General features: G+C 72.2%; 17 protein-coding genes. 9 read left to right on the top strand and 8 right to left on the bottom strand.

Annotated elements, in window-relative coordinates:
- Positions 1-33: 33 nt before the first annotated feature.
- Both NBH00_RS18955 and NBH00_RS18950 read left to right on the top strand, forming a co-directional pair.
- Positions 34-297 carry an FtsB family cell division protein gene (locus NBH00_RS18955; protein ID WP_254570141.1) on the top strand — a complete coding sequence of 88 codons (264 nt, stop codon included), beginning with the start codon at positions 34-36 and terminating at the stop codon, positions 295-297.
- A 41-nt stretch (positions 298-338) separates the two neighbouring features.
- Positions 339-677: a hypothetical protein gene (locus NBH00_RS18950; RefSeq protein ID WP_254570140.1), complete on the top strand. Its 339-nt coding sequence runs from the start codon at positions 339-341 to the stop codon at positions 675-677.
- A gap of 221 nt (positions 678-898) precedes the next feature.
- Here NBH00_RS18950 and NBH00_RS18945 read toward each other — a convergent pair whose 3' ends face one another.
- Entirely contained in the window at positions 899-1,483 is a 585-nt protein-coding gene (locus tag NBH00_RS18945) for a hypothetical protein (RefSeq protein ID WP_254570139.1), read from the bottom strand.
- Positions 1,484-1,694: 211 nt separating this feature from the next.
- Here NBH00_RS18945 and csrA point away from each other — a divergent pair, with 211 nt between their 5' ends.
- Positions 1,695-1,946, top strand: a complete 252-nt coding sequence (gene csrA / locus NBH00_RS18940; protein WP_254570138.1) for a carbon storage regulator CsrA — start codon at positions 1,695-1,697, stop codon at positions 1,944-1,946.
- Positions 1,947-1,980: 34 nt separating this feature from the next.
- On the opposite strand, the gene NBH00_RS18935 is transcribed toward csrA, so the two are convergent.
- The 3 genes from NBH00_RS18935 to NBH00_RS18925 form a co-directional block, all read right to left on the bottom strand.
- Positions 1,981-2,220, bottom strand: coding sequence for a hypothetical protein (locus tag NBH00_RS18935; protein WP_254570137.1), 240 nt, complete (start codon positions 2,218-2,220; stop codon positions 1,981-1,983).
- A 71-nt stretch (positions 2,221-2,291) separates the two neighbouring features.
- Positions 2,292-2,885 (bottom strand): thermonuclease family protein, encoded by a 594-nt coding sequence (locus NBH00_RS18930; RefSeq protein ID WP_254570136.1) that lies wholly within the window; start codon positions 2,883-2,885, stop codon positions 2,292-2,294.
- A 93-nt stretch (positions 2,886-2,978) separates the two neighbouring features.
- Positions 2,979-4,052 (bottom strand): class I fructose-bisphosphate aldolase, encoded by a 1,074-nt coding sequence (locus NBH00_RS18925; RefSeq protein ID WP_254570135.1) that lies wholly within the window; start codon positions 4,050-4,052, stop codon positions 2,979-2,981.
- A gap of 74 nt (positions 4,053-4,126) precedes the next feature.
- On the opposite strand from NBH00_RS18925, the gene NBH00_RS18920 reads away from it, so the two are divergent.
- Positions 4,127-5,233 carry a carboxylate-amine ligase gene (locus NBH00_RS18920; RefSeq protein ID WP_254570134.1) on the top strand — a complete coding sequence of 369 codons (1,107 nt, stop codon included), beginning with the start codon at positions 4,127-4,129 and terminating at the stop codon, positions 5,231-5,233.
- Positions 5,234-5,479: 246 nt separating this feature from the next.
- On the opposite strand, the gene NBH00_RS18915 is transcribed toward NBH00_RS18920, so the two are convergent.
- Positions 5,480-6,856, bottom strand: coding sequence for a DEAD/DEAH box helicase (locus tag NBH00_RS18915; RefSeq protein ID WP_254570133.1), 1,377 nt, complete (start codon positions 6,854-6,856; stop codon positions 5,480-5,482).
- 239 nt (positions 6,857-7,095) lie between these two features.
- On the opposite strand from NBH00_RS18915, the gene NBH00_RS18910 reads away from it, so the two are divergent.
- From NBH00_RS18910 to NBH00_RS18900, 3 genes are read left to right on the top strand one after another with little or no spacing between them, the layout of a single operon-like run.
- Positions 7,096-7,860, top strand: a complete 765-nt coding sequence (locus tag NBH00_RS18910; RefSeq protein ID WP_254570132.1) for a rhomboid family intramembrane serine protease — start codon at positions 7,096-7,098, stop codon at positions 7,858-7,860.
- Between the two features lie 48 nt (positions 7,861-7,908).
- Positions 7,909-8,250, top strand: coding sequence for a hypothetical protein (locus NBH00_RS18905; RefSeq protein WP_254570131.1), 342 nt, complete (start codon positions 7,909-7,911; stop codon positions 8,248-8,250).
- 5 nt (positions 8,251-8,255) lie between these two features.
- Positions 8,256-8,933: a metal-dependent hydrolase gene (locus NBH00_RS18900; RefSeq protein WP_254570130.1), complete on the top strand. Its 678-nt coding sequence runs from the start codon at positions 8,256-8,258 to the stop codon at positions 8,931-8,933.
- A gap of 85 nt (positions 8,934-9,018) precedes the next feature.
- Here the strand turns inward: NBH00_RS18900 and NBH00_RS18895 are convergent, their stop codons facing one another.
- Positions 9,019-9,270, bottom strand: a complete 252-nt coding sequence (locus tag NBH00_RS18895; protein ID WP_254570129.1) for a hypothetical protein — start codon at positions 9,268-9,270, stop codon at positions 9,019-9,021.
- A gap of 130 nt (positions 9,271-9,400) precedes the next feature.
- Between NBH00_RS18895 and NBH00_RS18890 the strand changes: the two genes are divergently transcribed.
- Complete coding sequence (locus NBH00_RS18890; RefSeq protein ID WP_254570128.1) at positions 9,401-10,084, top strand: hypothetical protein; 684 nt, start codon at positions 9,401-9,403, stop codon at positions 10,082-10,084.
- A gap of 53 nt (positions 10,085-10,137) precedes the next feature.
- On the top strand, positions 10,138-10,434 hold the full coding sequence (locus tag NBH00_RS18885) for a tRNA-binding protein (RefSeq protein WP_437126623.1): 297 nt from the start codon (positions 10,138-10,140) through the stop codon (positions 10,432-10,434).
- On the opposite strand, the gene NBH00_RS18880 is transcribed toward NBH00_RS18885, so the two are convergent.
- Complete coding sequence (locus NBH00_RS18880) at positions 10,431-12,047, bottom strand: RNA polymerase sigma factor (RefSeq protein ID WP_254570126.1); 1,617 nt, start codon at positions 12,045-12,047, stop codon at positions 10,431-10,433. The two genes, NBH00_RS18885 and NBH00_RS18880, sit on opposite strands and share 4 nt — an antisense overlap.
- 147 nt (positions 12,048-12,194) lie before the next feature.
- Positions 12,195-13,142 (bottom strand): hypothetical protein, encoded by a 948-nt coding sequence (locus tag NBH00_RS18875; RefSeq protein WP_254570125.1) that lies wholly within the window; start codon positions 13,140-13,142, stop codon positions 12,195-12,197.
- Between the last annotated feature and the right edge of the window lie 85 nt (positions 13,143-13,227).

Raw genomic sequence — 13,227 nt, 5'->3', positions numbered from 1 at the left:
GCCCAGGCCGGCCGGGGCATCCGCTGGGACCGGGTGGGACGGACCGCACTGCTGCTCGTCCTCATCGGGATCGTCGGCCTCTTCATCGGCCCGCTGCACTCCTACTGGGCCACGCGCCACGAGGCCGCCGCGCGCCACAACGAGGTCGTCCGCCTCGAGCACGAGAACGCCCGCCTCCGCGGTCGTCGCGCCGCGCTGAAGTCGAAGGGGACGCTCGAGAAGGAGGCGCGCCGGCTCGGCATGGTGCGCCCCGGCGAGCGGCCGTTCGTCGTGCGCGGGCTGCCCAAGGGCCCGTAGGCCGGCCGCGCCGGGCGGCGCGCTTGCTACCGTCGGGCGCCGTGAGCAGCTTCGACCTCGCCTACCAGCAATGGCGCGCCGGCGACGACCTCCTCGGCCGCGTCGAGGGGGCCAAGCGCATCGCCGTCGACCGCGTCTGCGAGGTCCTTCTCGCGGAGCTGCGCCGCCGCCTCGGCGGCACCTTCACGACCGACGAGCTCGTCGAGCTCTACGACCGGGGGACGAGCTGGTGCCTCGACATGGCGGTCGCCACCGCCCCGGGCGCACCGTGGGCGTGGGATGAGCGCATCGTCGCCGACGCGACCTTCTACCGCTACGTCCGCGAGGCCCAGGACTTCGCGGGCGGTCGTCGCATCGAGCTCGAGACCGACGACGCCTGATCGGCGCGCTATCCCGCCCGGGCAGCCGGTGTGAGACGCAGAATGTCACATGGACACATCGAGTAGCACGCCGGCGACGAACCTCTCCGGCGACGCCCATCCGCCGTCTCCGCCGCCGTAAGCGCCGGCAGCGTGGCTGCGAAGGCGGACGAACTGCCCAGCGCCGGCCCCCGCCCGGTGCGCCACGCGGGAAGACCGGGCGGGCGACGCCCGCCCCGCCGCTACTCCTCGTCGTCGGAGGCGTCGTCCCCGGCGCGGCGGATCACGATCTGATCCTCCTCGACGGTCACGACGACGGCGCGGTGGCCGGCCCAGTGCTCGGCGTAGATCGGGTTGTCGGCGACCTCGGGGTCGAGCCACAGCCCGTAGCCCTCGTCGCCGTGGTCGAAGGTGCCCTCGAGGGGACCCGTCGACTTCTTGCGGCCGCGTCCACGCCCGCCGCGACGGCCGCGACGGCGGGGAGCCTCGTCGTCGGGCTCCTCCTCGCCGCGAGCGGCACGCTCGGCCGCCTCCGCCGCGAGGCGCTCGGCCTCCTCGGCTTCCTTCGCGAGGCGCTCGGCCTCGGCACGCTCCAGCTCGGCGGCGATGAGCTCGTCGTCCTGGGCGCGCAGGTCGATCTCGTCGTCGAAATCGGCGGCCGGGCCGCCGTCGACGGAAGCGCCGGGAACGAGCTCGTTCTCGCGCTTGAACGCATCGATCTGCTGGACGGTCACCTCCAGCTGGTGAGCAATCCACGCATCGGTGCGTCCTTGCTGCACCCAGGTGCGGATCTGGTTGAGGTGGGGACGCAGAGAACGACGGGCCATATCGACGACGACCCTATACGAATGTGCTGTAAACCCGCCCGTCGGTGGCGCGCCGGGCGACAACCTGGCAGCATGAGGGCCGACCGGCGGTGACGAGGACGCGTAGGGGCGTCCGCGGTTCGCTCGCCGTCGGCGCAGCACCCGCCAGGCACACAAGACGTCCGTCGGTCGCACACGAGGCCCTGGGACACGGGAGAGGCAGCTCACCGCAATGCTCGTTCTGACACGCAAGTCCAACCAGAGCATCATGATCGGCGACGACATCGAGGTGTCGGTCCTCTCGATCATGGGTGAGAAGGTCCGCATCGGGATCCAGGCGCCGCGCGACGTGCCGGTGTTCCGCAAGGAGGTCTACTTGGAGATCCAGGAGGAGCGCGGGGGCGTCGGGCACAGCGTCAGCGGGGGCGGCAAGACCTTCCGCGGCGAGGTCGACGAGGCGCTGTCGAAGCTCGGCGAGGCCTGAGCCCAGCCGTCCCGCGGCGTCGGCCGACCGGCCGTCAGCCCATCACGAAGTACAGCGTCTCGAACATCGCGACCGTTACGAGGACGGCGGTCAGGACGAGGACGAGACACAGCACGACGAAGCGGAAGGACCCCTTCTTGTGGACCTTGTCGAGCTCGCGCTTGCGGCCCCGCAACTCGATCTGCCGCTGCAGACGCTCCGCGCGCTGGCGGTCGGCGAGCGTCTCCTCGACGAAGGCCTGTTCCAGCTGATGAAGGCTTTGACGGACGCCCACGGCCTCAGAAGCGTAGAGGATTATGTCGCCGGCCCGGACCGTGCGGGGCTGGTGCGACGTGATGTCGTGGTTCATCCGAAGCTGTCACGGCACGCACCCCAGAGGCCGCGGCCCGCGGCCTGGGCCGCCCGGACCCGCGCGCTGAACACCGGCGCGTAGCGGTCGTTCGGCCTGATCGTGAGCGTCCGTGCGTAGCCCTCGGCGGCGAGCGTCTCGTTCACCGACGTGCCGGCGCCGTCGGGGTAGACGTAGGCGAGCAGGCGCCCGTAGCGGTCGCGGGCCTCGGCGCCGACGACGAGCCGCACCGTCCGCCCGTCGACGAGCTCCTCGTTGCGGGCGCTCGCCTCCTTGCCGAAGCAGCGGACCGGCGTGTCGGGTTTCACGGACTCGGGCGTGTCGATGCCGATGTAGCGGACCGTGTCCTCGCGGCCGCCCGCGCTGACCTTCACGGTGTCCCCGTCCACGACGCGGATCACCCGGGCGCGCAGCGTCGCCCCGGCCGCCGCGTCGAGGCCGCCGCGGGCGCTTGCCGCCCCGTCCGCCGTGCTGCCGCTCGAGCCCGACGCCCCGCCCGACCCCGACCCCGACCCACCCCCAAGCAGTCCGCCGGCCACCGCGAGGGTCCCGAGGACGGCGAGCCAGAGGACGGCGCTGCGGGTGCTCATCGTCGCCATGAAACAGCAACGCCAGGCGAAGATCGCCCGGCGTCACACGGCCGTCGCGCAATCGGCACGAAGCCGTCGCGAAGCGGGGAGGTCCTACGCGATGGTGACGGCCTCGTTGAGGTAGACGTCCTGGATCGCGTTCAGCAGGCCGATGCCCTCGTCCATCGGTCGCTGGAACGCCTTGCGGCCGGAGATGAGGCCGGTGCCGCCCGCGCGCTTGTTGATGACGGCGGTCTTGACGGCCTCGGTGAGGTCGGTCTCGCCGGCCGACGCGCCGCCGGAGTTGATGAGGCCCGCGCGGCCCATGTAGCAGTTGATGAGCTGGTAGCGGGTGAGGTCGATCGGGTGGTCCGTCGTGAGCTTCTCGTACACGAGCGGGTGCGTCTTGCCGACCTTGATCGCGTTGAAGCCGCCGTTCAGCTCGGGCAGCTTCTGCTTGATGATGTCCGCCTCGATCGTCACGCCGAGGTGGTTCGCCTGACCCGTGAGGTCCGCGGCGGTGTGGTAGTCGACGCCGTCGACCTTGAAGCCCGAGTTACGCAGGTAGCACCAGAGGATCGTCGCCATGCCGAGACGGTGGGCCTCCTCGAACGCCCGCGCGACCTCGACGATCTGGCGGTCGGACTCGGGCGACCCGAAGTAGATGGTCGCGCCGACGGCGACGGCGCCGAGGTCGTACGCGCGCTGGACCGACGAGAACATGATCTGGTCGTACGTCTCGGGCAGCGAGAGGGACTCGTTGTGGTTGAGCTTCACGACGAACGGGATCTTGTGCGCGTACTTGCGCGAGACCGCGCCGAGGACGCCGAGCGTCGACGCCACCGCGTTGCAGCCGCCCTCGATCGCGAGCTTCACGATGTTCTCGGGGTCGAAGTAGATGGGGTTCGGCGCGAAGGACGCGGCGCCCGAGTGCTCGATGCCCTGATCGACCGGGAGGATCGACACGTAGCCGGTGCCGCCGAGCCGGCCAGCGTCACGGATCGCAGCCAGGTTGCGCAGGACCTGCGACGAGCGGTCGGAGTCGAGCCACACCCGGTCGATGAAGTCGGGTCCCGGCAGGTGCAGATCGGCGGCGGCGACCGTCGTGCACTGGTGGTCGAGGAGGGAGGAAGCGTCGTCGCCGAGGAGCTCCTCGAGGCGCGAACTGGACATCTCGGCTGTGGTCATAGTCGGACGATACCGAGTGCTGTTCGGATCACGGCGTCTGACGGGCGCCGGGTCCGGGCATAAGCTGCGCACCAATGGACCACGCGTTCTCTGCGGGCCGCGACGCCTACACGATCGGCATCGAGGAGGAGCTGATGATCGTGGACGCCGCGAGCTTCGACCTCAGCAACGCGATCGAGTCGCTGCTCGAGGCGGCCACCGACGGCGAGATCAAGCCCGAGCTCATGGAGTCCGTGCTCGAGATCGCGACCCATCCCGCGCGCAACACGGTCGAGGCCGGGGTGCAGCTGCGCCGCCTGCGCGCGCAGGTCCGCGACACGGCGGCCTCGAAAGGGCTGCTCATCGGCTCGGCCGGCACGCACCCGTTCGCCATGTGGGAGGACCAGCGCATCGTCGCGCGTCCCCGGTACCAGGACCTCATCGACGCGCTGCGGTTCGTCGCCCGCCAGGAGCTCATCTTCGGGCTCCACGTCCACGTCGCCGTCGACGACCCGGACAAGGCGATCCACGTCGCCAACGGCATGCGCGTCCATGTGCCGATCCTCCAGGCCCTCAGCGCGAACTCCCCGTTCTGGCGCGGCGCGGGGACCGGCCTCATGTCGAGCCGCACGCCGATCTTCCGCGCCTTCCCGCGTGTCGGCATCCCGCCGCGCTACGCCGACTGGCAGCACTACTGCTCGGAGATCGACTTCATGATCCGCTCCGGGGTGATGGAGGACTACACGTACCTCTGGTACGACGTGCGCCCGCATCCGCGCTTCGGCACCGTCGAGATCCGCGCCTGCGACGCGCAGACCCGCGTCGAGCACACGCTCGGCCTCGCCGCCCTCATCCAGGCGATGGTCAAGGAGCTCGCCGAGCACTACGACTCCGGGCAGCCGCTCGCCGACGTGCAGTGGCAGATGCTCGACGAAAACAAGTGGCTCGCCGCGCGCCACGGCATGGACGCCGAGCTCGTCGACCTGCCCCTCGCCGAGAAGGTCTCCGCCCGGGCCCTGGCCCGCCGCCTGCGCGACCGCCTCCGCGGCCACGCCGAGGACCTCGGGTCCGGCGACGACCTGAACGCCATCACCGACCTCATCGAGCGTGGCAACGGAGCCAAGCGCCAGGTCGTCGTCTACGAGGCGAACCGGGACCTGCGGGAGGTCATGGCGGAGATCGTGGCCGCGACCGCGCCGTAGGGCCCAGCGTCGGAAGGCGACGCGTCCGGGCGGAGATCGTGGCCGCGACCGCGCCGTAGGGCCCGGCGTCGGAAGGCGACGCGTCCGGGCGGAGATCGTGGCCGCGACCGCGCCGTAGGGCCCGGCGTCGGAAGGCCACGCGTCCGGGCGGAGATCGTGGCCCGCCACCGCGCCCTGAACGACGACGAGACCCGACGGGCGCCCACCTGGTGGGCGCTTACCGGGTCTCGGCGCGGGCGGGAGGCGCTAGCGGCTGCTGGAGCGCCCGCCGGTGCGGGAGCCGCTCGAGCGTGACGAGCGGCCGGAGCCGCCCTGCGAGCCGAAGCTGCCGCCGCGGAAACCGCCGCCGCCCGACCCGGAGCCGGAGCCCGCGCCGTTGTTGCGCTCGCTCGGACCAGTGTGGCCCTTCCCCGAGCGGGACTTCGGACGCGCCGGGCGCTTGGACCCGCCGCCACCGCCGCCCGAGCCGCCGGAGCGCGCCGGGCCGCCGTGCTGGCCGCCGCCGCCGCGCAGGCCGGACTTCGCGAACTGGGTGGCGAGGTCGAGGTCGTGCGCGATCGCGCCGACGTCGCGGGCCTGGTCGCTCATGACGAACGTGATGCCGACGCCGCGGCGCCCGGCCCGGCCGGTGCGGCCGATGCGGTGCACGTAGCCCTCACGGTCCTCCGGCGGGTCGAAGTTGATGACGTGCGAGACGCCGGCGACGTCGATGCCGCGCGCGGCGACGTCGGTCGCCACGAGGACGTCGACGTTGCCCGCCTCGAAGCGGGCGAGCGCCTTCTCGCGCTGCTTCTGCGTCTTGTCGCCGTGCATCGCGACGGCGTCGATGCCCTCGCGGACGAGGCGCTGGACGAGGCGGTCGGCGCCGCGCTTGGTCCGGACGAAGACGAGCGCGAGGTCGCGCTCACGGCGGAGCTCGTCGGTCAGGACGCGGAGCTTGTGCTCGTGGACGACCGAGAGGAAGCGGTGCTCGATGCGGGCCGCGACCTTGGGGTCGACCACGGGCGTGTGCTCGTGCTGGGCGGCGTCCTGCGTATAGGCCTTCGCGACACGGCCGGCCTCGCCGTCGAGCGTCGCGGAGAAGAAGAGCGTCTGCCGCGTCGACGGGCAGAGGTTCACGATCCGGTCGACGGCGGGCTTGAAGCCCATGTCGAGCATGCGGTCGGCCTCGTCGAGGACGAGGACCTTCACGTGCGAGAGGCTGATCGCGCGGCGCTGGAGGAGGTCCTCCAGGCGGCCGGGGGTCGCGACGACGATGTGCGACTTCGCGGCGTCACGCGCCTGCTTCTGGATCCCGACGCCGCCGTAGACGGCGCAGATCGACAGCGCCCGGGCGTGGGCGAGCGGACGGAGGTCCTCGACGATCTGCGAGGCGAGCTCGCGGGTCGGTGCGAGGACGAGCGCGGAGGGACGGCGGTCGGTCGCCTCGATCCGGTCGACGACCGGGATGCCGAAGGCGAGCGTCTTGCCCGAGCCGGTGGGCGACTTCGCGAGGACGTCACGGCCGGCGAGCACGTCGGCGATGACGAGGTTCTGGATGGCGAACGGGGCGGTGAAGCCCTGCTTGGCCAGGGTGGTGGAGACGATCTCGGACACACCGAGATCGGCGAACGACGGGGTCATACGAAAACCTTCGCTTCCTGTGGCCGCATCGGTGGGCCACGTCATAAGGGGGAGGCGAGTTTCGTCTGACGGAAAAGCCACCTCGGGCATGCAGCGGCGCCACATGCGACACCCAAAGATAGCAGGCGCAGACCGATGGGCCCGATCTGCACGCGTCCGCCCGTGCGGGACGCCGCCGGGGGCCGCCGCCGGAGAAAGACAACGCGCGGGGGTGGCCGGGGGCCTATCATCGACAGTGGATGGCCGGAACGCCCGATCTCTTCGTTGTGTGCAAGAGCTGTCGCTCTGAGGTCAGCCCGTACATCACCGAGTGCCCCTACTGCGGTCAGCGGCTGCGCAAGCGCGCGCCGAAGATCGAGCGCGAGGGCGGGGAGGCCCGGGTCAAGGAGCCGCGCAAGATGCCGCGGCCGACGCTCGGCCCGCTGCGGACCGGCGAGATCCCCGGCATCCGCGGGGACGAGACGACGCGCCCCTACGTGACGATCACGCTCACGGTCCTCGGGATCGCGGGCTTCCTGCTCCTCTTCGTCGTCGACCGCGTCTCGGTGGCCGTCGACGGTCCGGTCAGCGGCGAGTGGTGGCGCCTGGCGACGACCCCGTTCCTCTACGAGAACGGCTGGGTCCAGCTCGCCTGCTGCACGGCGATCGCGCTCTACGGCTGGCTGCTCGAGCGGCGCCACGGCCCGGTCGTCGTGCTCCTCCTGTTCGTGGTCTGCGGCATCGGGGGCGTCGCCGCGGCGAGCCAGACCGACACGAGCCTGCTCATCCTCGGCGGGAACGGCGCCGCCCTCGGGCTGCTCGCGGCCTGGGCGGTCCCGGTCCTGCTCGCGCGCCGCGCGGGGGAGGACGACGACGAGGCCGACCTCCTCGGCACCGCGGTCATCGCCGGCGTGCTCCTGCTGCTCCCGGTCGTCGCGGACTTCACGAGCGTCGTCGCGGGCCTCACCGGCGGGGTCGCCGGCGTCCTCGCGGGCCTCGTGCTCGCCCGGGCGAAGCCGCGCTGACCGGGCGGCACCGGCCGCCCGCCCCACATTTGTAGAGTCGGTCCGGCCATGGCCGACGCACCGACCTATACCGCCGAGCAGGTCGACGCCGCGGTCGCCGCGCTCAGTGAGCCCGGCCGCCTCGATCACGCGCAGGAGGTCGTGACGCACGCCGCGCCCGCGCTCCAGAAGATCCTCAACGACGCGCTCTTCGACGGCGGCTACTTCAGCGGCGCGCACGAGTCCGCGGTCGCCCAGGCGGCGGCGACGGACGACCCCGAGCAGCGGGTGATCGCGATCCGCACGTTGATCGCCGAGGAGGTCCGGCTCGGACTCCTCATCGGCACGTCCGTCGGCTTCCAGCTCGCCCACGAACTGCAGAACCCCCAGACCCCACCCCAGGAGACGTAGCGCACATGGAGATCAAGTTCCTCGGTCAGTCCTGCTTCCTGCTCACGGACGGGGACGTCAACGTCCTCATCGACCCCTTCCTCACCGGCAACCCGAAGGGCGCCGCGTCCGCCGATGAGGTGCCGGCCGACGCGATCCTGCTCACGCACGGGCACCAGGACCACTTCGGCGACACGATCGAGATCGCGAAGCGCACCGGCGCGAGCGTCCAGGCGATCACGGAGATCGCGGGCGAGATCGGCGAGGAGGGCGTCACCGTCATCGACACGAACTTCGGCGGCACCGCCGAGTACCCGTGGGGCTCGGCCCGGATCGTCCCCGCCTTCCACACCTCGACGACGCCGAAGGGCACGGTCACGCCGGCCGGCGGCCTCGTCATCGAGATCGGCGGGGTGCGCATCTACCACCTCGGCGACACGGCGCTGTTCAGCGACCTCGCGCTGCCGGGCAAGCGCGGCAAGATCGACATCGCGCTCGTCCCGATCGGTGGCCATTACACGATGGATCGCTTCGACGCGGTCGTCGCCGCCGAGCTCGTGGGGGCGGACGTCGTCATCCCCTGCCACTACGACACCTTCCCGCCGATCGAGACCGACGCGCAGGCGTTCAAGGCCGACGTCGAGGGCGCCGGGTTCGCGCAGGTCGTCGTCCTCGCCCCGGGCGAGAGCCACCACACCAGGTAACCCCCACGCCGTCAGCGATCGGCGCCTCGCCGGCGGGAGATGGCCCCCTGGGCCATCTCCCGGCCGTAACCCGACGCAGTCGGGCTTACGGCTGGTTCTGCCAGCCCCGCTCGAACCAGATCTGGCGGTCGTGCCAGTCGTCGGCCATCAGGACGGTGCCCGCCGCGAGGAGGGTGACGGTGCCGGCGAGCTGCAGCCGCGACGCGAGCAGGCCGGCGGCGCCGACGCCCGCGAGGAGGGCACCCGTCGCGCCGTGGTGGCAGCGCTGGCCCGCGATCCAGAGCCGTCGCCGCGTGGCGTCGTAGTGGACAAGATGGCGCTGCGGGGAGGCCGGCATGGATCGATCACCTCACTCGGGATTCGTCGGGGTCTGCACTACACGCGGTTATCGGCGGACGACTTCGTGCGTTGGCGCACGAGGTCGCCTTGATCGTCCGTTCGTCGAGCGTCCGCCTACACTTCGCGAGGTGTCCGTCGTCCGGGAAGAGCTCGGCCCGTCCCTGCCGCAGCTCATCGAGCCCCGCTGGCGGGCGCTGTCGCGCGGGCGCCGGATCGCCGCCGTCGTCGTGGTGGTGGGCGCGGTGCTCGTCCTCGCCGCGGCGTATCTCGTCGCGACGTCGGGCTCCCTCAAGACCGAGGTCGTCCGCGGGGACGGCGTCGCGTTCAACCTCGTCCATCGCCGTGACTTCAACCCGGTGAAGCCCCATGCGGGCGAGCTGCTCCGGCTCGAGGGGACGCTGCCGGGCGCGAGCGGCGCCCACGAGGTGTTCGCCGTGAAGCCGCTCACCGTGCCGCCGTACACCGGGGACATCTCGTCGGCCTACCCGCTGCTTGCGACCCGGCGCTTCGCCGAGCTGAAGGCCGCCGACCCGCAGGTGTCCTACCGCGGGGAGGGCCGTGCCCGGCTGAACGAGTCGACGATCGGCTACGAGCTCGTCTACCAGACGCGCCGTGACGGGAAGCTCCTCTACGGCAAGCTCTTCTTCATCGCCCCGACGCCCGCGGCCGGGCAGCCGCAGAGCCGCGCCGGCCTCGAGCTGTCGCTCCTCGCCGAGCGCTCGGGGCAGACGCCGACCGCCACGTCGGTCGGCGCGGACGTGCTCCTGAACAACCCGCTGCGCTCGCTGCGCTTCGGGACCAAGCGACCGTGACGGACCCGGGCCCGGTCCGCGACCTCGCCTGGGACGAGTTCGCCCGGGTCGACATGCGCGTCGGCCGGGTCGTCGCGGTGGACGACTTCCCCGAGGCCCGCCGTCCCGCCTGGAAGCTGCGTGTCGACTTCGGCGCGGAGATCGGCGAGCGGCGCTCGTCGGCGCAGATCACGAACTACGCCCGCGAGGAGCTCGTCGGCCGGCTCGTCGTCGCGGTGGTGAACTTCCCGCCGAAGCAGATCGGCCCGTTCATGAGCGAGTGTCTTGTCCTCGGGACGTACACGGCCGACCGCCTCGTGCTGCTGCTGAGCCCGTCGCCGGACGCGCAGCCCGGGGACCAAGTCGGCTAGGGCGCCGGGGAGCCGGCGGGCGCCGACGGGTCGGCGGGCGCGCCGGGGGTCAGCGGCGCGGGCGCGGGCGCGGGCGCCGAATCGCTGCTCGCGGGAGCCGGAGCCGGAGCCGGAGCAGGCGCCGGATCCGGAGCAGGCGCCGGCGGCGTGGGGGAGGTCGGGGCGACCGGCACGCCGGGCGCGGGGGCCGGAGCGGGCGCGGGCGAGGCGGCGGCCGCCGGAGCCGGGGCGGGCGCCGGCACCGCCGCGGTGTAGACCGGCATGACGCCGTCACGGGACGGGAGCGTCGTCGTGTCCGAGCCGGTCTGCGCGGGCGCGAGCGGTGTCCCGGGGTCCGGCGCGGCCACGCCCACCGCGGGCAGGCCCGTGGGCGTCGTGGCGGCGGCGACGGCGGGGAGGACGCTCTCGGTCGCCGGAGGGGGGCCGGCGGGCGGCGGGTCCGTCTTTGCGGCGAGCAGGTCGCCGGCCGCGGCGGCGTCCTTCGCCTTCGCACCGACGGCCGTCACGACGGCCTGGGCCTCGCGGGCGGACTGCAGCGGCTGCGGCGTGGTCGCGAGGACGCGCGGGGCGGCGGGGGCCGCGGCCGGGGCGGCGTGGGCGGCGGCGTGCGCCTGCGCGACGCCGGTGGCCGGGCGGCGGCCGACGTGGTCGACCTCGACGGCGCCGGCCGTGACGATGGCGGCGGCCGCGAGGCCGGCGGCGGTCTTCGTCACGACGACGCCAAGCCCGGCCGACATGGCGCCGCCCGCGCCCGCGCCCGCGGCGGCGCTGGTGCCCGCCGCGGCGGCCGAGCCGGCGGCGGCCTGGCCGGCGCCCTGCATGAGGATGAACTTCTTCAGGAGCAGGAGCGGCCCGAGCGGGAACATCGCCGCGAGGGCGCGGTTCGTCGTGCGCAGGTCCTTGTCGAACGCGTGGCAGCGATCGCACTGGCGCAGGTGGCGGCGGACCGGCGGGCTGCGGCGCTTGAGACCCTCGGCGACCTCGCCGAGCTCGTCACGGACCTCCTCGCACGAGAGGCGGCGCGCCTCGGCGGCCTCGGCGAGCGAGACGCGTGCGCGGACGAGGAGCGACTTCACCGCGGGCACCGTCGTCTCCATCGCCTCGGCGATCTGCTCGTAGGAGAGCGCGTCGATCTCACGCAGGAGGAGGGCGGTCTTCTGCGTCTCGGCGAGCTCCTGCACGTCGCCGATGAGCTCGCGGAAGTGCTCGCGGGCGTGGACCTTGTCGGCGGTGCTCGTCCCGTGGTCGGCGAAGTGCACGTCCATCGAGTCCACGCCGATCGCCGACTGGCGACGCAGGTGGTTCAGCGAGCGGTTGCGCGCGATCCGGTAGAGCCACGGCCGCACGTTGATCGGGCGGTCGTCCGCGGTCATCGCGTTGAAGGCGGCCGCGAAGACCTCCTGCAGGACGTCCTCCGCGTCCTCGCGCGAGCCGAGCATGTGCCGGCAGAACGCGAGCAGCCGCGACTGGTAGCGGGCGACGAGCGCCTCGTAGGCGGCCTGGTTGCCGCGACGGGTCAGGGCGACGAGACGCTCGTCGCCCGCCATCCGCAGCAGCGGGGTGGGGCCGCGCAGGCCGGCTGCGCTTCGGGATGTGAGGCTGGAGACTTCCACGTGGCCACGGAGGGCACTGCTGGACATGCAAACTCGCGCCGGGCGCGAAGGTTGCGGGAACGGCGGCGGACATCGGAGCGTCCACCGCCGTCCCTCGAGGCTAGCCGGGCGGGAGCGCCGCCACGGCCGTTCCTCACGAACTCCTCATCAACGGGTGAACGACGCCGCGCCCTTCTTGAACGCGTCGTAGCTCGGGCGGGTGGTGCCGTCCGGGTGCACGAGGCCGGCGTCGAACCGGTTCGTGCAGTCGGTGCCCTGCCAGTTGTAGGAGTACAGCCGCGTGATGTCCTTCCGATACTTCTTCGCGAGCGTGAACATGTACGTCATCCGGCTCTTGGCGCGGGACTCCGAGCACGGGAAGGACCGGCCGAAGGACACGAGCGCACCGGTCTCGGTGAGCCAGAAGTCGGTGTCCACCCTGTCGGCCTTGTGGACGGCGTTGATGATCGTCTTCGTGCCGCTCGAGCGCTTGCGGTTCACGTCGGAGTAGTTGTGGATGCCGACGATCTTCACGTACTTGCGCGACGACTTCGGGACCGCGGCGTACCACTTCCTGATGTACGTGGCGACGCCCTTCTGGTCGAGGACGTCGAGGGCGACGATCGTGCAGTGGGAGCAGACCGAGCGCATCGCGGTGAAGTACTGCGCGGCGCGCTTCGGCGACCGGTAGGTCGGCTGCGAGGCGTGGTTGGCCTCGTTCCACACGCCCCACTCCTTGACGCCGAGCCGCTTGTAGCGCCTGACGAGCGCCTTGACGTCCTTCTTGTACGCCGAGACGGACGGCAGCTTCGCCTTCTTGGAGGCGTAGTTGTCGGTGCCGACGTGCATGAGGACCTTCACGTGCGCGTGGCGGGCGGCCTTCACGAAGGCGTCGGCGCTCGCGAGCTGGCCCTTGTCGTGGATCGAGTTCCACGGCAGGAAGTAGCGCGTCTTCTTCAGATGCAGCGCCTTCCAGGCGGAGGAGGAGAACATCGCGGGGCTCTGATCGCCGATGCCGACCGCGATGTGCGTCTTCGCGATGGCCTGGGTGGGAGCGGCGATCAGGAGGCAGGCGCCGACGAGGGCGCCGATCAGGGTCTTGTACGCGTGGGACATGTGCATTCGAACAGGCATGCCCCGCCGGCGATGCGCTCAACCCCGGGGCCACCGTGCGCATGACGACGACGGCCCGCCGGAAGGC

The sequence above is a fragment of the Paraconexibacter antarcticus genome (genome assembly GCF_024220175.1).
Lineage (GTDB): Bacteria > Actinomycetota > Thermoleophilia > Solirubrobacterales > Solirubrobacteraceae > Paraconexibacter > Paraconexibacter antarcticus.
This window is presented reverse-complemented; position numbering and strand designations above follow the sequence as displayed.